The organism is Mycobacterium sp., from assembly GCF_051006775.1.
Lineage (GTDB): Bacteria > Actinomycetota > Actinomycetes > Mycobacteriales > Mycobacteriaceae > Mycobacterium.
The window spans coordinates 1-20,907 of sequence record NZ_JBPCSX010000253.1 but is presented as its reverse complement, the minus strand read 5'-3'; the positions used below and the strand labels follow the sequence as shown (position 1 = coordinate 20,907).

General features: G+C 66.7%; 21 protein-coding genes. 8 read left to right on the top strand and 13 right to left on the bottom strand.

What is annotated here, in order from left to right; all coding sequences use genetic code 11:
• Positions 1 to 20: 20 nt before the first annotated feature.
• Both thiS and thiO read right to left on the bottom strand, forming a co-directional pair.
• The gene (gene thiS / locus ACR2JI_RS17815) at positions 21 to 218 is read right to left on the bottom strand and encodes a sulfur carrier protein ThiS (RefSeq protein ID WP_526392402.1); all 198 of its coding nucleotides are present in this window, start codon (positions 216 to 218) and stop codon (positions 21 to 23) included.
• Positions 215 to 1,249, bottom strand: a complete 1,035-nt coding sequence (gene thiO, locus ACR2JI_RS17810; RefSeq protein ID WP_526392400.1) for a glycine oxidase ThiO — start codon at positions 1,247 to 1,249, stop codon at positions 215 to 217. Before thiO ends, thiS begins: the two co-directional genes overlap by 4 nt.
• Before the next feature lie 135 nt (positions 1,250 to 1,384).
• Between thiO and thiE the strand changes: the two genes are divergently transcribed.
• The gene (gene thiE, locus ACR2JI_RS17805; RefSeq protein WP_526392398.1) at positions 1,385 to 2,050 is read left to right on the top strand and encodes a thiamine phosphate synthase; all 666 of its coding nucleotides are present in this window, start codon (positions 1,385 to 1,387) and stop codon (positions 2,048 to 2,050) included.
• On the opposite strand, the gene ACR2JI_RS17800 is transcribed toward thiE, so the two are convergent.
• Positions 2,051 to 2,605 carry an NUDIX domain-containing protein gene (locus ACR2JI_RS17800; RefSeq protein WP_526392396.1) on the bottom strand — a complete coding sequence of 185 codons (555 nt, stop codon included), beginning with the start codon at positions 2,603 to 2,605 and terminating at the stop codon, positions 2,051 to 2,053.
• A 138-nt stretch (positions 2,606 to 2,743) separates the two neighbouring features.
• On the opposite strand from ACR2JI_RS17800, the gene ACR2JI_RS17795 reads away from it, so the two are divergent.
• From ACR2JI_RS17795 to ACR2JI_RS17785, 3 genes are all read left to right on the top strand, one after another.
• Entirely contained in the window at positions 2,744 to 4,063 is a 1,320-nt protein-coding gene (locus ACR2JI_RS17795) for a GlnX family signal transduction membrane protein (RefSeq protein ID WP_526392394.1), read from the top strand.
• A gap of 65 nt (positions 4,064 to 4,128) precedes the next feature.
• A complete protein-coding gene (locus ACR2JI_RS17790; protein ID WP_526392404.1) occupies positions 4,129 to 5,088 on the top strand; it encodes a glutamate ABC transporter substrate-binding protein in 960 nt (319 codons plus the stop codon).
• Between the two features lie 10 nt (positions 5,089 to 5,098).
• Positions 5,099 to 7,327, top strand: coding sequence for a serine/threonine-protein kinase (locus tag ACR2JI_RS17785; protein ID WP_526392392.1), 2,229 nt, complete (start codon positions 5,099 to 5,101; stop codon positions 7,325 to 7,327).
• Positions 7,328 to 7,331: 4 nt separating this feature from the next.
• Here ACR2JI_RS17785 and ACR2JI_RS17780 read toward each other — a convergent pair whose 3' ends face one another.
• From ACR2JI_RS17780 to fgd, 3 genes are read right to left on the bottom strand one after another with little or no spacing between them, the layout of a single operon-like run.
• The gene (locus ACR2JI_RS17780) at positions 7,332 to 8,471 is read right to left on the bottom strand and encodes an acetate/propionate family kinase (protein ID WP_526392390.1); all 1,140 of its coding nucleotides are present in this window, start codon (positions 8,469 to 8,471) and stop codon (positions 7,332 to 7,334) included.
• The gene (pta, locus tag ACR2JI_RS17775) at positions 8,471 to 10,537 is read right to left on the bottom strand and encodes a phosphate acetyltransferase (protein WP_526392388.1); all 2,067 of its coding nucleotides are present in this window, start codon (positions 10,535 to 10,537) and stop codon (positions 8,471 to 8,473) included. The genes ACR2JI_RS17780 and pta overlap by 1 nt, the downstream gene beginning before the upstream one ends.
• Positions 10,534 to 11,547 carry a glucose-6-phosphate dehydrogenase (coenzyme-F420) gene (fgd, locus tag ACR2JI_RS17770; RefSeq protein WP_526392386.1) on the bottom strand — a complete coding sequence of 338 codons (1,014 nt, stop codon included), beginning with the start codon at positions 11,545 to 11,547 and terminating at the stop codon, positions 10,534 to 10,536. The genes pta and fgd overlap by 4 nt, the downstream gene beginning before the upstream one ends.
• Before the next feature lie 36 nt (positions 11,548 to 11,583).
• On the opposite strand from fgd, the gene ACR2JI_RS17765 reads away from it, so the two are divergent.
• Entirely contained in the window at positions 11,584 to 12,327 is a 744-nt protein-coding gene (locus ACR2JI_RS17765; protein ID WP_526392384.1) for an MBL fold metallo-hydrolase, read from the top strand.
• Here ACR2JI_RS17765 and ACR2JI_RS17760 read toward each other — a convergent pair.
• From ACR2JI_RS17760 to ACR2JI_RS17745, 4 genes are read right to left on the bottom strand one after another with little or no spacing between them, the layout of a single operon-like run.
• On the bottom strand, positions 12,324 to 12,758 hold the full coding sequence (locus tag ACR2JI_RS17760; protein WP_526392382.1) for a hypothetical protein: 435 nt from the start codon (positions 12,756 to 12,758) through the stop codon (positions 12,324 to 12,326). The two genes, ACR2JI_RS17765 and ACR2JI_RS17760, sit on opposite strands and share 4 nt — an antisense overlap.
• A gap of 2 nt (positions 12,759 to 12,760) precedes the next feature.
• Positions 12,761 to 13,984, bottom strand: a complete 1,224-nt coding sequence (locus tag ACR2JI_RS17755; protein ID WP_526392380.1) for an O-succinylhomoserine sulfhydrylase — start codon at positions 13,982 to 13,984, stop codon at positions 12,761 to 12,763.
• Positions 13,981 to 14,391: a rhodanese-like domain-containing protein gene (locus tag ACR2JI_RS17750; RefSeq protein ID WP_526392378.1), complete on the bottom strand. Its 411-nt coding sequence runs from the start codon at positions 14,389 to 14,391 to the stop codon at positions 13,981 to 13,983. The genes ACR2JI_RS17755 and ACR2JI_RS17750 overlap by 4 nt, the downstream gene beginning before the upstream one ends.
• 21 nt (positions 14,392 to 14,412) lie before the next feature.
• Complete coding sequence (locus ACR2JI_RS17745) at positions 14,413 to 14,862, bottom strand: Rv0361 family membrane protein (protein ID WP_526392376.1); 450 nt, start codon at positions 14,860 to 14,862, stop codon at positions 14,413 to 14,415.
• A gap of 51 nt (positions 14,863 to 14,913) precedes the next feature.
• On the opposite strand from ACR2JI_RS17745, the gene ACR2JI_RS17740 reads away from it, so the two are divergent.
• Entirely contained in the window at positions 14,914 to 17,037 is a 2,124-nt protein-coding gene (locus tag ACR2JI_RS17740; protein ID WP_526392374.1) for an MMPL family transporter, read from the top strand.
• Here ACR2JI_RS17740 and ACR2JI_RS17735 read toward each other — a convergent pair.
• Genes ACR2JI_RS17735 through ACR2JI_RS17725 form a run of 3 tightly spaced genes read right to left on the bottom strand, consistent with a single transcriptional unit; the run spans position 17,018 to position 19,662 of the window.
• On the bottom strand, positions 17,018 to 17,683 hold the full coding sequence (locus tag ACR2JI_RS17735) for a hypothetical protein (protein WP_526392372.1): 666 nt from the start codon (positions 17,681 to 17,683) through the stop codon (positions 17,018 to 17,020). The genes ACR2JI_RS17740 and ACR2JI_RS17735 overlap by 20 nt on opposite strands.
• A gap of 18 nt (positions 17,684 to 17,701) precedes the next feature.
• Positions 17,702 to 18,367 (bottom strand): PaaI family thioesterase, encoded by a 666-nt coding sequence (locus tag ACR2JI_RS17730; RefSeq protein WP_526392370.1) that lies wholly within the window; start codon positions 18,365 to 18,367, stop codon positions 17,702 to 17,704.
• Positions 18,364 to 19,662, bottom strand: a complete 1,299-nt coding sequence (locus ACR2JI_RS17725; protein ID WP_526392368.1) for an adenylosuccinate synthase — start codon at positions 19,660 to 19,662, stop codon at positions 18,364 to 18,366. The genes ACR2JI_RS17730 and ACR2JI_RS17725 overlap by 4 nt, the downstream gene beginning before the upstream one ends.
• A 79-nt stretch (positions 19,663 to 19,741) precedes the next feature.
• Here ACR2JI_RS17725 and ACR2JI_RS17720 point away from each other — a divergent pair, with 79 nt between their 5' ends.
• Together ACR2JI_RS17720 and ACR2JI_RS17715 are read left to right on the top strand one after the other, a co-directional pair.
• Positions 19,742 to 20,359, top strand: a complete 618-nt coding sequence (locus ACR2JI_RS17720; protein WP_526392366.1) for a peptidase M50 — start codon at positions 19,742 to 19,744, stop codon at positions 20,357 to 20,359.
• A 22-nt stretch (positions 20,360 to 20,381) separates the two neighbouring features.
• A partial coding sequence (locus ACR2JI_RS17715) for a hypothetical protein (protein ID WP_526392364.1) occupies positions 20,382 to 20,907 on the top strand: 526 nt, incomplete at its 3' end.

Below are 20,907 nucleotides of genomic sequence, written 5' to 3'. Positions count from 1 at the left end.
GGTCGGCGATGGTCAACATTTCAGCCACCCTGAACCGCCGTGACGACCTCGACCCGGGCGCCGGCCGGCACCGCGGAGTCCCACTGCGACCGGGGTAACACCATCCAGTTCAGAGCGACCGCCACGCCGCGGCCACCAAGCCCCATATCGTCGAGCAGCACTGAGATCGTGATGCCCTCCTCGACATGGACGTCCACATCATTGACCGTCACGTTCACGCGCCTACTCCCACCAGAAGTTCGGCAACGATCCGCTCGGCGGTCCACGGTGCCAGCAGGAAACCGGAACGACCGTGTCCGGTGGCCACCAGGGTGCGGTCGTCGAGGCGGCCGACCAGCGGAATGTTGTCCGGGGTCATCGGCCGCAGCCCGGCCGCGCACTCGGCCAGCTCATATTCACCGAGGGCGGGTATCACCGCGCAGGCGTCGTCGAGCAGTTCACGCACGCCGGCGACCGAGGGGGCGGTATCGCGGCCGTGCTCGTACTGGGTGGCCCCGACCACCACGCCGTCGGCCCTGGGCACCAGGTATACCGGCCGGCCGTGCACCCTGGCGCGGACCACCCGTTGCGGCGGCGGCATACAGCCGCGCCGCCAACGCAGCCGCAGCACCTCACCCTTGACCGGGCGAACCTGCAGTCCCGGCCACAGCGCCGGGGCGTCGATTCCGTTGGCGATTACGACAGTGTTGGCACCCAGGAGTGCCTCCCTGATGGTGTGCGCCGGTCCGGCCCACCGGATTCCAAGCCGGGTGCATTCCACCTCGAGGGCCCCGACCACTTTGCGGTTGTCGATGGCCAGCTCGTCAACAGCCTGGAAACCGTGCCGGATACCCTGAGCCAGAAGCGGTTCCACATCGCGTGCAGCAGTGGTCATGGTGACCGGATGACCCTGGCCGGCCAACCACTCGGCGACCGTCCGTAGGTCGGCCACATCGCCGCTGTCGACAGCGACCACCAATGACTCCCGGGCGGTGACGACGTCGTCGGGCAGTCCGTCGAGGAAGGAGCCCGGGCCCTCGGCATTCCACAGCGCCAATGACTCAAGACCGATCCGCAGCAGCTGCTCGTCACCCGGCCAGCCCTCGCTGCACGGGGCGATCATGCCGCCGGCCACCCAGCCCGCGCCGCGATCGTCGGTCCTGCGGTGCACCCGCACCGACATACCGGTCTGCGCAGCCCGGCGGGCGACCGCGAGGCCGATGACACCACCACCGATGACGGCCAGGTCGTCGGATCCCGACGAACTCATGAATTCCCCTTCGCTTCCTTCGCCGGCATTACCCGGATCAGGTGTGTGACGGTCAGGACGGATGCGCCGTCCACTCTCAGCCCCACGCCCGGGACTCCCGTGTCGGTCTTCAACGCTAGCCGCTACCGTCGCGGTGTGCACGAACCTCGACTCTCCGGCGCCCGGCTGTACCTGTGCACCGACGCCCGCCGTGAACGCGGGGACCTCGAAGAGTTCGCCGAGGCGGCGCTGGCCGGCGGGGTGGACATCATCCAGCTCCGCGACAAGGGTTCCGCCGGGGAAAAGCAGTTCGGCCCGTTGGAAGCCGGTGCTGAACTGGCCGCCCTGGAGATCCTGGCCGATGTCGCCCGCAGGCACGGGGCGCTGGTGGCGGTCAACGACCGAGCCGACATCGCCCGCGCCGCCGGGGCTGATGTGCTGCACCTGGGCCAGGACGACCTGCCACTGGAGGTGGCCAGGGAGATCGTCGGCCGCCAGGCACTTATCGGGCGCTCGACTCATGAGACCGGCGAGGCCGCCCGCGCGCTGATGGAGGACGTGGATTACTTCTGCGTGGGCCCGTGCTGGCCGACGCCGACCAAGCCGGGCCGCCCGGCGCCCGGCCTCGATCTGATCCGCGCGGTCGCATCGATGGGTGCGGACAAGCCGTGGTTCGCCATCGGCGGCATCGACGAGCGACGGATCGACGAGGTGATCGACGCCGGGGCGCGGCGCATCGTTGTGGTCAGGGCCATCACCGACGCACCGGATCCGGGCGCGGCGGCCGGCCGGCTCCGAGCGACGCTGATGGCGGCCGGCTGATCAGGCGGACGGGCACCAGGCGAAGCCCACGCCGACGATCTCCATGGTGTGCGGGCCGGATCCGCAGTCGTGCGGCGGGACCGCGACGCTGATTCGCAGACGTTGCCAACTGGCGGCGAAGCCGGGATGCAGCGGCAATTCGGTCACCTCGTCCTCGGCCACCCACCGCAACTCGGCGCTTTCCCGGTTGGGCACCGTCGCCAGCAGGGCCGGTGCGTCGGCGACGACGGTGGTGTAGCTCCAGTACGTGCCGTCGGGCCCGTCCACCTCCGCCGTCATCACCCGCGCACGCACCGCCAGCTCACCGGCTGATAGGCCGGCCTCCTCCTCAGCCTCGCGCAGGGCGGCGTCCTCGGGCTCTTCGTGGCTGTCCAGTGCCCCGCCGGGCAGTCCCCAGGTTCCACCCTGGTGACTCCACACTGCACGGTGCTGCAGCAGGACCGCGGGGCTGCCGTCGGAACGGGGCGCGCGAAGTAGAAGCCCGGCAGCGCCGAACCGCCCCCAGTGATGGGTTCCCGCGTGCGACACCACCCAGCCGTCACCATCACCTCGCACGCGCTTCAGGATAGGCAGGACAGGATGGAGACGCCACGATGTTGCGGCCAGCTCGATCAAGCGCCCTCGCGATGACATGCTCTTAAGGTTTACTCAGGTAGCGATTAATCCCGGCAAGGGGAGTGAGGTCTCACCCAGGTGACCGTCGAGTTGGCCCATCCGTCGACCGAGCCGTTGGCGCAGCGGTCGGCGGCTGAGCCTGCGCGTACCTGGTGGTGGTTCGCCAAGACAACACCGGGCCGGATCCTCGCCATCGGCATGGTCCTGGCCAGCCTGGGGATCCTCAGCGCATTCGCCATCTCCACCACGATCACGGTGCGTCAGCAACAGCTCAACAGGGTGCTCGATCACACGGAGCCGCTGTCATTCGCCGCCGGCCAGCTCTACACCACCCTGTCGGTGGCTGACGCCGCCGCGTCGACGGCGTTCATCGCCGGCGCCGAACCGCGCGCGGTCCGCCAGCGCTACGAACAAGCGATCACCGATGCGGCCGTCGCCGTCACCCGGGCCTCCAGTGGGCTCACCGAGCCTCCGCTGGTCGAGTTGCTGGGCCGGGTCAACGCGCAACTCGCCGTCTACACCGGGCTGATCGAGACCGCCCGCACCAACAACCGGCTGGGCAACCCGGTGGGTTCGTCGTACCTGTCGGAAGCCTCCGCGCTGATGCAGGACATCATCCTGCCCGACGCCCAGCGGCTCTACGAACAGACCTCGGCCCGGGTGGACTCCGAAACCACGGAGTCAGCCGCCATACCGGCTCCGGTCATCATCGTGGTGGGAGCGACGATGATCTTCGGACTCTTCACGCACCGCTGGCTCGCCGAACGGACAAAGCGAAGAGTCAATCTCGGCCTCATCGCCGGCGGCCTTGCCTTCATCATCCTGATCATCTGGGTCGGCACCGCGCTGACCATCTCGACTGCCGGCAGCCGGACAGCCAAGACCACTGCCGCTGCGTCACTGAAAACCGTTACCGGCCTTGCCATCACCGCACAGCAGGCCCGCGCCGATGAGACACTGGCGCTGATCCGCCGCGGCGATCAGGATGTCCGTAAGCGTTCCTACTACCAGCGCGTCGATTCGATGCAGACCCAACTCACCGCCTACCTGGCCGGCCCACATGCCATCGCCGCAGAGCAGTTGGCCGACGCCGGCCAACTGCTGACGAAGTGGCGGCAGGCCGATGAGCGGATCAACGCCTATATCGAGGTAGGCGATTATCAGGCCGCCACCCAGGTGGCGCTGGGAACCGCCGACGACGACTCGACACCGGCGTTCGACGAATTGAATGACGCTCTGTCCGCGGGGATTCAGGAGAGCCGCGACCGTCTGCGTGGCGACATCATGTCCGCCAGGCGGGTGCTGTCCGGGACGACGGTGGGCGGGGTGCTGCTCTCGGCCGGTGCGGCGGTCGCGGTTGCACTGGGACTGTGGCCCAGGATGAGCGAGTATCGGTGATGAGCGCTCGCGCGAAGAACAAACAAGCGGTGATGAGCGCTCGCGCGAAGAACAAACACAGTGTGATGAGAACCGGTCTCGCATCCCTGGCGCTGTTGACGGTCACCCTGACCGCCTGCGCCCCAGGACCCGATCTCGCAACAGCGCCGACACCGACTCTGGCGCCACCGACCCCCGCTGGGATGGAGACACTGGCCGCGGTGCCACCGCCGGTGGAATCAGCCCCGGAGACCTGCGACCGGACGGCAAGCCTGCGGCCCTTCACCGACAGCGCCGAGGCCGAAGCGGCGGTGGCCTCCATCCGGGCCCGCGGCCGCCTGGTGGTCGGCTTGGATATCGGCAGCAACCTGTTCTCCTTCCGCGACCCGATCACCGGGGAGATCACCGGGTTCGACGTCGACCTCGCCGGCGAGGTGGCCCGCGATATCTTCGGCACCCCGACAGCGGTGGAGTACCGGATCCTGTCATCTGCTGACCGGATCACCGCACTGCAGAACGCAGGCGTCGACATCGTGGTCAAGACAATGACCATGACCTGCGAACGACGCACGCAGGTGAACTTCTCGACCGTGTATTTCACCGCCTTCCAACGGATTCTGGCCCCGCGAGACTCACCAATCGCCGGACCGTCGGACCTGTCCGGTAAGCGGGTGTGCGTCGCACGCGGGACCACCTCGCTGCAACGGGTCCAAGAGATCACCCCGCCGCCAACGGTGGTCGCTGTGGTCACCTGGGCAGACTGCCTGGTGGCGCTGCAGCAGCATGAGGTCGACGCAGTCAGCACCGATGACGCCATCCTTGCCGGGCTGGTGGCCCAGGATCCCTACCTGCACATCGTCGGGCCCGATATGGCCGAGCAGCCCTACGGAATAGGGATCAACCTGACCAACACCGGTCTGGTCCGTTTCGTCAACGGCACCCTGGATCGGATCCGGACCGACGGGACCTGGGACACCCTGTACCGCAAGTGGTTGACCGTGCTGGGTCCGGCGCCGTCACCGCCCGAGCCGAGATACCTGGATTGATGGGCGCCTGATGGACACCGTGGACAACACCGACGCCGACCCCGGTACCCGGCCGGCCACAGACTCGGTCGCGACCATGCGACCTATGTCGACGCAGGCGGTGTTCCGGCCGCAGTTCGACGGCGACGTGGACACAGTCGGCAGGGAGCCGATCCACATCGGGGACCCCCCGACGGCGGTACGTGCCCCGTCTCCCCGACGCCGCCTCGGCGGCGGCCTGGTGGAGATACCCAGGGTTCCCGAGATCGATCCGCTGGCCGCACTGATGGTCAATCCCGTTGTTGCCGAATTGAAACGGTTCTGCTGGAACTGCGGGCGCCCGGTCGGCCGGTCAGATGACGGCCGCGAGGCCGAGTCCGAAGGCCTCTGCCCGCACTGCGGCAGCGCCTTCTCGTTCCTGCCCCAGCTCAACCCCGGGGACATGATCGCCGACCAGTACGAGATCAAAGGCTGCGTGGCTCACGGTGGGCTGGGCTGGGTGTACCTGGCTGTCGACCACAACGTCAACGAACGCCCGGTGGTGCTTAAAGGCCTGGTGCACGCCGGGGATGCCGAGGCACAAGCCATCGCGATGGCCGAGCGGCAGTTCCTCGCCGAGGTGGTGCATCCCTCCATCGTTCAGATCTTCAACTTCGTCGAACACCCGGACTCCCGCGGCGAGCCGGTGGGTTACATCGTCATGGAGTACGTCGGCGGCAAGTCGCTCAAGCCGCCCCGGGGCGAGAAGCTGCCCGTCGCCGAGGCCATCGCCTACATGCTGGAGATCCTCCCCGCGCTGGGCTACCTGCATTCGATGGGCCTGTGCTACAACGACCTCAAGCCGGAGAACATCATGGTTACCGAGGAGCAGCTGAAGCTGATCGACCTCGGCGCGGTATCGAGGATCAATTCCTTCGGATATCTCTACGGCACACCCGGCTACCAGGCTCCGGAGATCGTGCGCACCGGCCCGACCGTCGCCACCGACATCTATACGGTCGGGCGAACGCTGGCCGCTCTCACGCTTCAACTGAAAACCCGCAAGGGCCGCTACGTAGACGGACTGCCGTCGGACGACCCGGTGTTGGCGCGCTACGACTCGTTCGGTCGACTGCTGCGCCGCGCCATCGACCCGGATCCGCGGCGGCGGTTCTCCAGCGCCGAGGAGATGTCCGCTCAGTTGCTCGGCGTGCTGCGCGAGGTGGTGGCCGACGACAGCGGTGTACCTCGGCCGGGCCTCTCAACGGTATTCACCCGTACCCGTTCGACATTCGGCGTGGAACTGCTCGTCGCCCACACCGATGTGTACATCGACGGTTTGGTCCACACCGAACGGCTCACCGCCACCGAGATCGTCACCGCGCTCCCGGTACCACTGGTGGACCCGACCGACGTGGCGGCCACGGTGCTCTCGGCGACGGTGCTGTCCCAGCCGGTCCAGACTCTGGACTCACTTCGCGCCGCCCGGCACGGCAGCCTTGAGTCCGAGGGCGCCGACCTGACCGAGTCGGTGGAACTGACCCTGATGGAGGTCCGGGCGTTGCTGGACCTCGGCGATGTCGCGAAAGCAAACCGCAAGCTGGAAGACCTCGCAGAGCGAGTCGGCTGGCGCTGGCGGCTGGTGTGGTTCAAGGCCGTCTCGGAGCTGCTCACCGCCGACTTCGACTCGGCCGAAAAGCATTTCACCGAGGTACTCGACACGTTCCCCGGTGAACTTGCCCCCAAGCTGGCACTGGCTGCAACCGCCGAACTCGCCGGCAACTCCGATGAGCGGCCGTTCTATCAGACCGTCTGGCATACCGACAACAACATCATCTCGGCGGGCTTCGGTCTGGCCCGGGCACAGTCGGTCGAGGGCGACCGAGCTGCCGCGGTGACAACCCTCGATGAAGTTCCAGTCGCCTCAAGGCATTTCATCACCGCGCGACTCACCAGCGCGGTGACCCTACTGTCCGGTCGATCGGCCCACGAGCTCACCGAGGAGCAGATACGCGACGCCGCGCGGCGGGTGGAGTCGCTCCCCGACACCGAGCCGCGGGTGCTACAGATCCGGGCACTGGTGCTCGGCACCGCCATGGACTGGATCGCCGCCCACCAGGCCAGCCCGCAACACATCCTGGGGTTCCCGTTCACCGAGCACGGACTGCGGCTCGGGGTGGAGGCATCGCTGCGCAACCTGGCTCGGGTCACGCCGAGCCAGGCACACCGCTACGCGCTGGTCGACCTCGCCAATCAGGTGCGCCCGCTGACGACCTTCTAGCCGTTCAGAGCACCGCCAGGCAGGCCCGTGCGATGGCGAGATCCTCGTTGGTAGGGACCACCAGCACCGTGATGGAGGACGTCGCCGCCGAGATGCGACGCGGGCCCCCAGCCGGTTGACCGTTGAGCTCCTCGTCGAGTTCGATGCCCAACTGGGTCAAGCCGCTGAGAGAATCCCGGCGCACTCGGGAGTCGTTCTCCCCCACTCCCGCGGTGAAGGTGATGACATCGGTGTGACCGAGCACCGCCAGATACCCACCGATGTACTTGCGGAGCCGATGGATGTAGACGTCATAGGCAAGACGGGCTGCGTCGTCGCCGGCGTCGATGCCCTGCTGAATGGTCCGGAAGTCGATCTCCCCGCTGAGCCCGAGCATCCCGGAGCGCCGGTTGAGTATCGCCTCGATCTCGTCGTCCCCCATTCCGGCTGCACGCCAGAGGTAGAAGATGACCCCGGGGTCGATGTCTCCGGAGCGGGTACCCATCACGAGTCCCTCCATCGGCGTCATACCCATGGAGGTGTCGACGGCCCGGCCGCCTGCGATCGCCGAGGCCGACGCGCCATTACCGAGATGCAGCACGATCTGGTTCAGAGATTCGACTGGGACACCGAGGAATTCGGCGACCTCGCGGCTGACGAATTCGTGGGAGGTGCCGTGGAAACCGTAGCGCCGGATACCCCATTGCCGCGCGACTTCGCGGTCGATCGCGTAGGTGGCCGCGGCCGCAGGAAGATCATGGAAAAACGCTGTATCGAATGCCGCGATATGCGGAACGTCGGGCAGCACCCGGCGCGCAACCTCGATACCGAGCACCGCCGGTGGATTGTGCAGCGGCGCCAGCGTGGACAGCTCCCGAATCTCATCCAACAGCGCGCCGTCGATGACGGCGGGGGCATAGAACTTCGAACCGCCGTGGACCACGCGGTGGCCGACAGCCGCCAAACCGAGGCTGTCGAGGTCGTAACCCTGCTCGGCCAGCCGGGTGAAGACGGCGCGCAGAGCTGCCTCGTGATCCGGAATCTCGCCGTCCTCGCCGATCCTCTCGACGATGCCGTGCGCGATCGACTCACCGCTATCGGGCGCGACGAGTTGGTATTTCAGTGAGGACGATCCGGAGTTGAGGACCAGGACGGTGTCACCCATCACACCGCCTGCGCCTGGATCGCGGTGATAGCGACGGTGTAAACGATGTCCTCCACCAGCGCGCCGCGGGACAGGTCGTTGACCGGCTTGTTGAGGCCCTGCAGCACCGGGCCGATGGCGATTGCGCCGGCGCTGCGCTGAACGGCCTTATAGGTGTTGTTACCGGTGTTGAGATCGGGGAAGATCAGCACAGTGGCGCGGCCGGCCACCTCCGAGTCCGGCATCTTCGCGGCCGCGACTGTCGGGGCTACCGCGGCGTCGTACTGGATCGGGCCCTCTACCAGCAGACCAGGCTCACGCTGGCGCACGAGTTCGGTTGCCGCCCTGACTTTGTCGACACCGGCTCCGGTGCCGGACTCTCCGGTGGAATAGGACAGCATCGCCACCCGTGGGTCGATGCCGAACTGCGCGGCCGTTCGCGCCGAGCTGATGGCGATGTCGGCGAGTTCCGCTGCGGTCGGGTCGGGCACGATTGCGCAGTCGCCGTAAGCCAGTACCTGATCCTTGAGGCACATAAGGAAGATGCTCGACACGGTTGACACACCGGGCTGGGTCTTGATGATCTCGAATGCCGGGCGGACGGTATGAGCGGTGGTGTGCGCCGCACCCGACACCATTCCGTCGACGATGTCGTTGTGCACCAGCATGGTGCCGAAGTACGAAACGTCACGGATGATCTCGCCCGCCTGCTCGAGGGTCACGCCCTTCTTCTTGCGCATCTCGGCGTACTGGGAGGCGAACAGATCGCACAGCTCCGATGTCCGAGGATTCAGCACGGTGGCCGCACTCAGATCCACCCCGAGTTCAGCCGCGCGGGAACGAACTCGAGTCTCATCGCCGAGGATGGTCAGGTGGGCGAGCCCACGGCGCAGCAGCCGACCGGCGGCCTGCAGAATCCGGTCGTCATCCCCCTCCGGCAGCACGATGCGCTTGCGGTCAGCGCGGGCCCGCTCCATCAGCTGATAGGCGAACATCTGCGGCGTGGTCACCGAGGGTATCGGGATGGCAAGACGCTCAAGCAAATCCGCGGTATCGACGTGGCGTTCCATCAGTGTGATGGCGGTATCGATCTTGCGCTCAGAGGTAGCGGTCACCCGCCCACGTACGGCGGCAACAGCACTGGCGGTCGCGAATGTGCCGAGTTCGGTGGCGACGATCGGCAGACGCAGGCCCAGACCGGTTACCAGTCTGGCAATCTCACGGTGCAGTGACAGACCGCCGTTGAGCACGATGGCCGACAGCGACGGAAACCCCTCGGCCGCATGCGCGCTGGCCACCGCCAGCACCACGTCGGAGCGGTCACCGGGGGTGATGACGGCTATCCCCTCGGTCAATCGCTCCAGGCAGTGGTCGGCAGTCATACCTGCCACCATCACGCCCATCACCTCGCGGGAAAGCAGTGAAGGATCGCCGTGCACCAGGGTGCCCTGCACCGCCGCGCACAACTCCCCGACCGTCGGGGCGACCAGGAGTGGCTCCTCTGGCAGCACATAGACACTCGGGCCGATGTCCTTACACGCATCCAGAACGGCATCCATCGTGGCCGGGTCGCATCGGTTCGCCACCACCGCCGCGGTATGGGCGTGCTCAAGGTTCAACTCGGCAACACACAGTTCCACGACGGCCGCAATCTCGCCGGGCGTGCGGCCGGTCCCCCGCACCGACAGCAGCACGGGAGCACCGAGATTAGCGGCAATGCGTGCATTTACGGCGAGTTCGGTGGGCGTGGCCACGTCGGTGTAGTCCGAACCCACGATCACCATGGCATTGCACCGGTCGGCAACAGCGTGGTAGCGATCTACGATATCGGCGATCGCGCCGTCCGGATCCTCATGCAGCCGTTGATAACTCACCCCGATGCAGTCGTCGTAGTTCAGCCCGGCATCACTGCGGGCGAGCAGCAACTCCAGTATGTAGTCGCGATCCTCCCGGCGGGTGATGGGCCGGAACACCCCGACCTTGGGCACCATCACCGACAACCGGTGCAGCAGACCAAGTGCGATCGTCGACTTGCCGGTCTCTCCTTCCGGTGATGCGACGTAGATCGAGGTGGTCGCTCGGGTCACGAGCCAAGTTTCCGCAGCCGGGGTAGCAGGTCGCGCTCGAACAGCTCCAGGAACCGGCGCTGGTCATGGCCTGGCGCGTGGAAAACAAGGTGGTTGAGCCCGTATCCGACGTACGAGGCCACCTTCTCGACCGCCTCGTCCGGATCCGCCGACACGATCCAGCGCTTCGCGACCTGCTCGATCGGCAGCTGGTCGGCCAGCCGCTCCATCTCCTGTGGAGAGGACACGCTGTGTTTCTGCTCCGGGGTCAGCGACAGCGGGGCCCAGAACCGGCAGTTGTTCAGGGCCACCTCGGGGTCGGTGTCGTAGGAGATCTTGATCTCGATCAGCTTGTCGACGGCGTCGACGTCGCGGCCGGCCGCTTCGGCGCCCTCGCGCACCGCGGGCAGCAGCTTGTCGACGTAGAGTTCCTCACCCTTACCCGAGGTGCAGATGAAGCCGTCGCCGGCGCGACCGGCGTACTTGGCCACCACCGGACCGCCCGCACCGATGTACACCGGTACGCCACCGTCGGGGACGTCGTAGATCGACGCGCCCTTGAGATGGAAGTAATCACCGTCGAAGTCGACCGGCTCTCCCCGCCACAGTTCGCGCATCAGCTTCACCGACTCCCGCAGCCGGGCGAAGCGCTCCTTGAAGTCCGGCCATTCCACAATCGCCCCGGTGGCGATCTCGTTGAGCGCCTCACCGGTGCCCACCCCGAGGATCACCCGGCCGGGGTACAGGCACCCCATGGTGGCGAAGGCCTGTGCCATCACCGCGGGGTTGTAACGGAAAGTCGGGGTCAGAACCGAGGTGCCCAGCACGATGCGGTTGGTGCGCTCGCCGACCGCCGTGATCCACGACAACGCGAAGGGTGCGTGCCCGCCCTCGTGGCGCCACGGATTGAAGTGGTCGCTGACCCACGCACTGTCCATCCCGTGCGCCTCGGCCAGCACGCCGAGTTCCACCAACTCACGCGGCCCGAATTGCTCCGCCGACGCCTTGTATCCCAATTTCAATTCAGCCACAGGGTTGTTTCTACTCCACCCCCCTACACTCGGGCGATGGCACCGGTGCTGACCGCGGTTTCCGATCAGGTTCACCTGGCACAAACGCCTCTGGTGAACTGGACGTTGGTGAGCGACGACTCCGGGGTGATCCTCATCGACGCCGGCTTCCCCGGCAGCCGCGCCGACGTGGTCTCCTCCCTGGATCGGCTCGGTTTCGCCCCCTCCGATGTGCGGGCGATCCTGCTGACCCATGCCCATATCGACCACCTCGGGACGGCGATCTGGTTCGCCGCCACCCACCGCACCCCGGTGTACTGCCACGTCGACGAAGTCGGCCACGCCAAGCGGGAGTACCTGCAGCAGGTCGCCCCGGCCACGCTGATGGCACAGGCCTGGCGGCTGCGCTGGCTGATGTGGTCGCTGCAGGTGGCGGGTAACGGCGGTCTGGTGCGCACGGGCATCCCGAGCACTTGCGCGCTCACCGACGAGATCGCCGCGACGCTGCCCGGCCGGCCGGTGGCCCTGCCGACACCCGGACACACCGGCGGGCACTGCTCCTACATCGTGGATGGTGTCCTGGTCAGCGGTGACGCCCTGGTCACCGGTCACCCGCTTGCCTCCCATCGCGGGCCTCAACTGCTCCCGGCGATGTTCAATCACAGCGAGGCCGATTGCGTGCGCAGCCTGAGCACCCTCGCACAGGCCGGCACCGAGGTCCTCATTCCCGGGCACGGCGATCTGTGGACCGGCCCGATCCGCGAGGCCGTCAGCAAGGCAATGCCGAGCCGCCCCGCTTAGTCGATCAGCGGCCGCGGATCGCCGGGGCGGTACGCCTCGATTTCGGCCACCCGTTGCACCAGCAGGTCCGGGCTGAGCGTGAAGACGCCATCATCCTCATCGCTGCCGACCAGCACCGCGTTGACCGCGTTCGGGAAATCATCTTCTCCACCGTTGACGGTGAACCAGACCCGGGTCACCGGCTCGTCCTCGTCGTCGATTTCGATCGCCGAAGGCTCGTAAAACCACGTGGCGAGACCCTCGGCTGAGTTCTCTTCGTCGAATGTCCATCCGCGGGAGACAATCCAGTCATCGAATTGCTCGGCAGCCGAGAGTAATTGGGCGGCGGGGTCGTCGAGTGCGCCGGCCGGCTCAGTGGGTGTCCATCGGGCCTCGCGGGTGGTCTGCCGCTTCTTCCGGCGCGCCTTCTTGGCCTGCGAGTTCCGCGACACGGCTAGCCCAGTGCGCGTGCGAGGTCGGCGATCAGGTCCTCGGTGCCCTCGAGTCCGACCGAGATGCGCACGACGCCGTCACCAAGACCGATGGCTGCCCGACCCTCGGGGCCCATCGCACGGTGGGTTGTGGTCGCCGGGTGGGTGATCAACGACTTGGAGTCGCCCAGATTGTTGGAGATGTCGATGACGGACAACCTGTCGAGTACCTCGAACGCACGCTCTTTGCCGCGACCCTCCGGAGCGTCGAGTTCAAAGGTGATGACGGTGCCGCCGCCGGACATCTGTCGCTTGGCCAGTTCGTACTGCGGATGGGACGGCAGGAAGGGATACCGCACCCAGCGAACCGCCCTGTGAGCCTCCAGGAACTCCGCGATCCGTTGCGCGGAGGCATTGCTGTAGTTCACCCGAACCGACATCGTCTCGAGGCCTTTGAGGAGCACCCAGGCATTGAACGGACTCAGGGCGGGGCCGGTATGACGCATCAGGGTCTGCACCGGGCCCTCGATGTACTCCTTGTCGCCCAGGATCGCTCCGCCGAGAACGCGTCCCTGGCCATCGATGTGCTTGGTGCCCGAGTAGATCACGACGTCGACACCGAGTGGGAGGCCCTTCTGTAGCAGTGGTGTCGCGAAGATGTTGTCCAGCACCACTTTCGCACCCGCCGCATGCGCCATCTCCGATACCGCGGCGATATCCACCAGGGACTGCATCGGGTTGGACGGGGTTTCGAAGAACACTGCCGCGGTGGGCTTCGACAGCGCCTGTTGCCATTGGTCGAGGTCCTCACCGTCGACGAACACCGTCTCCACTCCCCAGCGCGGCAGGATCTCGTTGCACACCACGAAACACGAGCCAAACAGGCTGCGGGCGGCCACAAGTCGGTCGCCGGCGGCCAGCAGCGCCCCCAGGCCGGTGAACACCGCCGCCATACCGGAGGCGGTGGCGAACGCCGCCTCCGCGCCTTCGATGAGACGGAGTCGCTCCTGGAACATCTCGATGGTCGGGTTGCCGTACCGCGAGTAGACGAACCGGTCCACCTCGCCGGTGAACGCCTTCTCGGCTTCTGCGGCCGAGGTGTAGACGTACCCGGAGTTCAGGAAGATCGCCTCGGAAGTCTCGTCGAAACCGGATCGCAGCAGTCCGCCGCGCACTCCGATGGTTTCCTGACTGACACCGTCGGGAAGTGGCTTCGGAATCCGCACCGAAGGGATGGCGTCGCTCATGTCTGCTTCCAGGGCAGGCCGTCTGCACGCCACCCGGTGACACCGCGATGGCCGCTCTCATCGAGTTGCCCCTCGAATCCCTCAAGCATGTTGTAGGAGGGAGCGATACCGGCGGCCGTCGCCGCTTGCGCGGCCGGAATCGACCGGTTTCCCGAACGGCACAGGAAGATGACCGGCCGCTCACCCGGGCTGACCCCCGCGGCGATCAGATCGGCGACGAAGTTCTCATTACGCCCGGCGGCGGTGTTCCATTCGACGAAGACCACGCCGCGGCCGAGACCGGACAGATCCGGCACGCCGACCCACCGCCATTCCGCGTCGGTGCGGACGTCGACGAGAACCGCATCGGGGTTCTCCTTGAGCAGCTTCCAGCTGTCCAGGGGGGTGATGTCACCGGCATAGGTCACGTTCGAGAGTCTCCCACACCCCTAACGGGGACCGGCCGAGCACACCTTCCACCCACTGTCCTCCCGGACGAAGGCCGTCGGCGATGTGACCTTGTCATCCGGGGTCCTCTCGAAGTGATAGACGACGGTGGCGGCGGCGCGGTCGCCGTCGATCTTGATATCGGTCACGTCGTCGACGAAGCGGGCACCCCGATCGGTCTTGGACCTCTGCTGACCGGCGATCACATCCGCCTGCGCACCCTGCTGTGCCACGCAGGTGTAGCCCCGGAATGCGGAGTAGTCCTCGCGTTGCAGAGCATCGTTCTGAGCCACGACGGCGCGACCGACCAGGCTCTCATCGGTGGTCCGATCGCCCCCGATCATCCGAAAACCGGTCATTGCAATCAGAACGAACACAACGATGCCGAGCGCGATGAGAAGCGGTGCGACGGTATTGCTGTCCTCCGGCTGATCCGGCGCGGCGTCTCCCATGCCGTGAAGGATATGCGGGCTCCTCAAGATGACGTGGCCCAAGATGAGGGTATGCATCGAGCCCCCGAATCCCGCCGGCCCTTCTGGGACCGGATCGGAGAACTCGTCTCCAGCCGGCGATCCTGGGTCCTGGCCCTGTTTGTCGCCGCACTCGGGGGTGCAGTCCTGGGATTGATCCCGCAGAGCACCTCGGCCCAGCAGTCGCCGGTAGTCCTACCCCCCAGCGCGGAGTCGGTCCGGGCGGCCGAATTGATCAAACAGTTCCCCGGCGGTGACACCACACCGGTCCTGCTGGTGATCAGCCGGGCCGACGGCGCGGCTCTGTCGCCGGAGGATCTGGGGGCGGCGCAGCAGGCCCGGGACCGGATGGCCGGGGTGGCCGGCGTCGTCGATGCACCCGGACCACCGGTCATCCCCGCCACCGACGGTCAGGCAGCAGTGGCACCGGTGGCGCTGAACCCTGACCTCACCGGGTTCGGGCTCTCCGATGCCGTGACTGCGTTGCGTGCGGCCGCCCGCGACGGCCTACCGGACGGCCTAATCGCCAGCGTCACCGGCGGACCCGCGTTCGGAGCCGATATCGCCAACTCGTTCGCCGGTGCCAATATCAACCTGCTCGCCGTCACGGGAGCCGTGGTGGCGTTGCTGTTGATCATCACCTATCGCTCGCCGGTGCTCTGGCTGGTGCCGTTGCTGGTGATCGCGTTCGCCGACCGGATCGCGGCCGTGGCGGGAGCAGCCGTGGCCGAAGTGACGGGTCTCGGTGGTGACGGATCGACCTCGGGGATCACCAGCGTGCTGGTGTTCGGCGCAGGCACCAATTACGCACTCTTGTTGATCTCGCGCTACCGCGAGGAATTGCGGCGGGATCCGACGCACCGACAGGCCCTGCGCACCGCCGTGCGTTTCGCCGGGCCGGCGATCGTCGCCAGTAACGCCACCGTGGTGCTGGCCCTGCTCTCGCTGCTTCTGGCCTCCTCGCCCACTACCCGTAGCCTGGGTGTGCAGGCCGCCTCAGGTCTGCTGGTGGCCGCGATTTTCGTCCTCCTGGTACTGCCTCCACTCCTGGCACTCTTCGGCCCGAAGTTGTTCTGGCCCTTCATCCCTCGGGCCGGATCGGCAGAGATCACCACCACCGGCGCCTGGCATCGGGTTGCTGACTGGGTGTCCGGTCACGCCACTCGGGTGACGGTGGCATCAATCCTCGTACTGGGCATCCTCGCCACCGGTCTGATCGGCATCCCGGTAGGTCTGTCGCTGATCGACCAGTTCCGGGTGCGCGCCGACTCGGTCACCGGCTTCACAACGCTCTCGGCTCACTTCCCCGGCGGCCTGACCGACCCGACGCGGGTGATCGCCCGAACCGCCGATGCAGATGCGGTGCAGGCGGCCCTGGCTGCCACCCCGGGGATCGCCTCGATCACACCGGCCGGGGTCTCCGACACCGGGCTAAGCCAGTGGCAGGTTGTGCTCGACGCTGCACCGGCATCTGATGCGGCCTTCAGTACCGTTGCGAAACTTCGGGATTCGGTGCGCAAGGCCGATCCCGACGCGCTCGTCGGCGGCGCGGATGCCACCGCGCTGGATACCAGGAACACCGCAATCCGGGACCGCTGGGTGGTGATTCCGGCGATCCTCATCGTGGTTCTAGCAGTGCTCTACCTGCTACTGCGCGCACTATTGGCACCGTTGGTGCTGGTGGCTACGACAACGCTGTCGACGCTGGCCGCTCTCGGGATGGGCGGGTGGGTCAGCGTGCACTTGCTCGGCTTCCCCGCCCTGGACAACACCACGCCACTGTTCGCGTTCCTCTTCCTGGTGGCACTCGGGGTCGACTACACCATCTTCCTGGTGACCCGCGCCCAGGAGGAGACACCGCTTTACGGCACCCGAGGCGGAATCGTGCGGGCGGTCTCGGCGACCGGGGCGGTGATCACCAGTGCCGGAATCGTGCTCGCGGCGGTATTCGCCGTACTCGGTGTGCTGCCGCTGATTGCGTTGACCCAGTTGGGCATCATCGTCGGCCTGGGCATTCTGCTGGACACCTTCGTCGTTCGCACCGTGGTGATTCCGGCGTTGTTCACCCTGATCGGTCCGGCAATCTGGTGGCCGGCGTTCCGCGGCGACGATATCGAGAGGACCGACGCAATCCCGATCAGTCGTCTCGATGACTAGCGAAGACCCCGGCCCGAACCAGAAATAGCACGCTGACGATCAGTACCCAGCCCGGGAACGCCAGCGTCAGCCACATGCTGGTGTCTCCACCGATGGTGAGGGTCAGGGCCGCGGCGTAGCTGACAACCACCAGCCAGCGCGGCATCAGCCCGGTGCGCAGCCAGATGGTGGCCAGCGACATCATGAACACCGCCGCCATCCGTAGCGCATAGGTCTTGGACAGCTTCAGCAGCAGCATCTGGCCGAATACCCCGACACTCGAATCGGCGATTCCGCCACCGGAGTAGTGCCGGCTCTCGACCAGTCCGGCGCCCACCGCGGCCGAGGCGAACATCATTGCCAGAAAGAGAAGACCGCTGCCCATCGTCACGGTGGCGAAGAACTTGTCCTCGAACCGGCCGAGGTTGGCCCGAACCACACCGATGAACCACAGAAAGCAGATGCCGGCGAACGGCATCAACTCGGAGGCAAGCCGGATCTTGTCAGCGCCGTCGTCGATCCACCTGGCACCCGGTTGTGCCGTTTCCGGTAGTGACGAACGGATCAGAATGATTGCGGCGCCGAACAGCACCGCGAACAACACACCGGCCAGGGCCGCGGCCCGAGGAGTCGTGAGGCTGTGCGGTGTTCTCGTTTTGTCGGCCACCAGGCAATGGTTTCAGACTCAGGGCTGCCCGGGCAGCAACTGCACCATCAGACCGTTGGACTCGGCCAGTAGCGTTCCGTCCGGGCCGGTCAGCTCGGCGTTCACGAACGTTTTACGGCCCTCGATCTTCGACGACCAGCCGCGCATCGTCAGCGGCACATCGATCGGGGTGATTTTGCGGTAGTCGACATGGAGGAAAGCGGTGCGGCTGATGGGCCGGCCGATGGCGTGAATGATGATCCCGCACATCACGTCGAACATCATCGCCACGACACCTCCGTGGACAGCGTTGTTACCCCCGACGTGGTAGCGGCTGAACTGGACCCCGACCTCGACGGCTTCGGGGTTGAAGTCGCGGATCTGCCAGGGCGGCATCAGCACGCTGCCCGCACCGGGGAGCGCCGCGACCCGACCGGCAGGCGCCGACCCACCCGGTTGCGCATGCGGAGCGAGGTAAGCGATCAGATCCTCCACACGGTCGGCAGCCTGATCCCAGTCCGGGGCGTCCGAGGACACCGCGAGGTCATGGGCGCGGCGCATGGCCGCCACGAACCGGCCGAAACCCGGAGGCTCGTCGAGAACCTGGAACCGCGGAAAGCCGCCGTGTTTGTCGTAGTCGGGATCGAGCTCGCGAGGATCCCGCGCTTGAACCGAGTCGGGATCGAGCTCGCGAGGATCGGTCACGTCCGCGGGGCCAGCACGTCACGGCGAACGATGGTCTGCTCCCGACCCGGACCCACACCGATGCACGAGATATGTGCTCCGGCAAGGTCTTCCAGACGCAGAACATAGTCACGAGCCTTGACGGGAAGGTCCTCGAAATCCCGCGCGGAGGAGATGTCCTCCCACCAGCCGGGCATCTCCTCGTACACCGGGACCGCGCGGGCAATATCGCTCTGGGTCATCGGCATCTCGTTGGTGCGCTTGCCATCCACCGTGTAACCGACACAGATCGGCACGGTCTCCAGGCTGGAGAGCACATCGAGTTTGGTCAGGAAGTAGTCGGTGATCCCGTTGACCCGGGTGGCGTAGCGGGCGATCACGGCGTCAAACCAGCCGCAACGGCGCGCGCGACCGGTCGTCACGCCTACTTCCCCCCCGGTCTTGCTCAGGTAGGCGCCGTTCTCGTCGAACAGCTCGGTCGGGAACGGACCGGAGCCGACCCGGGTGGTGTACGCCTTCAGGATGCCGAGCACCGCGGTTATCCGGGTGGGTCCGATACCTGATCCCACGGCCGCCCCGCCGGCGGTCGGGTTGGACGAGGTCACGTACGGGTAGGTGCCGTGGTCGACGTCGAGCAGGGTGCCCTGTGAGCCCTCCAGCAGAACGGTCTCACCGGCCTCCAGCGCCTCACCCAACAGCAGCCGGGTGTCGGCGATGCGGTGGGCGAATCCCTGAGCCTGGACAAGCAGCGCCTCGGTCATCTCGTCGACGTTCAAAGCTTTCCGGTTGTAGATCTTGACCAGCACCTGGTTCTTGAATTCCAGCGCGGCGCCGATCTTTGCGGCCAGCAGATCGGGGTCGAGCACGTCAGCGACCCTGATGCCGATGCGGGCGATCTTGTCCTGGTAGCAGGGTCCGATACCGCGGCCGGTGGTACCGATCTTCTTGTTGCCGAGATAGCGCTCGGTGACCTTGTCGATGGCGACGTGGTACGGCATCAGTAGGTGCGCGTCTGCAGAGATCAGCAGCCGCGAGGTGTCGACGCCGCGATCCTCGAGCCCGCGCAGCTCGGTCAGCAGCACCCCGGGATCGACGACGACGCCGTTGCCGATGACGTTGGTGACCCCGGGCGTGAGAATGCCCGACGGGATGAGGTGCAGAGCGAAGTTCTCCCCGGTGGGCAGCACAACGGTATGTCCGGCGTTGTTGCCGCCCTGATAGCGCACAACCCACTGAACCCGGCCACCGAGAAGGTCGGTGGCCTTACCTTTGCCCTCGTCGCCCCATTGGGCGCCGATGAGGACGATTGCCGGCATGGCGTGACCCCGCTCCACTCCTGGCTTAGTGTGTCCAGCCGGTGTGCCACCCTATCGGAGCGCGCCACCTGGAGGGCAGTTGACGAGTAGTCCGATCAAAGTATTGGTCTTCGGGGACCGTCGAGTGCCCCGACCGCTGGTCTCGCTGACCCCGGCACGGATAACCGATCCGGCCGGAGTAGAGCCGGCCATCACCGATGCCCGACGGGTGGCGGTTGTGGGCTCCAATGCCGACCTGGCAGCCGTTTTGACCAGGCTGATGCGCTCCGAGCGGCTCGACGTCGAGGTGGCCCACGTCCGGGGAGGGCCGCTGAGCTGGCTTCGCGCCCACCGCGCGATCTCGCGCCCCGCTCGGCGGGTTCCGCTGATCCGGGACGACACCGGGACCGTGTTGGCGGGCGCAGCATCCTGGCTACCGCCGGCGGGTGCGAAAACACTGCACGGGGAGGCGGTGGTCGACGACGCCGCCCTGTTCGACGGTGAGGCCGCCGGCGTGCGAATCGAGCCGACTCCCACCATGCCCGGATTGCGGGCCACCCTCATCGGGGGCCCGCGGCGACGGTGGGTCAGCGGCCGGGCCGCGCAACTGGGGACCACCGGCGTCGTCGTCGTCAGAGACGGGGTTCCTGGCCCGCGAGAGGCCCAGAGGTCCACGTTCTACCGGCACACCACGGGCTGGCTGAGGGTGGATTGCTGACCGGTCGTGCCATCATCGCTGGGTGTGGTTTTTCTACACGGTGATCCTGGGCATGGCCTTCGGCCGGGTGCTGCAGGAACTGGCGATCGCCATGCGGGACTGGCGGCACGGGACACGCCGGCCGTTCGCACCCGCGATGCTCTGGCAGGTCTTCCTGCTGGCGCTCACCGTGCAGGTGTGGCTTGCGGTGAAATACGCCGTCAAGACGCCGGAGATCTCCGTTCTCGCACTGCTGGCCTTCCTCACTGTGCCGGCCGGGATCCTGGTGATGTCGTTCCTACTGCCACAGTCCGACCTTGACCCTCAGGTGGATCCCGAGGTGGCCTTCAGCCAGGTCCGGCCGCTGTTCTTCGGGGTGCTGATCGGCATGGTCGTGATCAACCTGCTGCACACCTTCGTGGTCGGCCAACGCGGCCTCGACCTCGATCTGGTGTTCCAGTGCCTGATGATGACCGGCGCGGTCACCGGTCTGTTCCTGCGCCGGACCAGACCCGATACCTGGTTGGCCGTGACGATGATCGGGATGGTCGTCGTCTACGTGTCGCTGG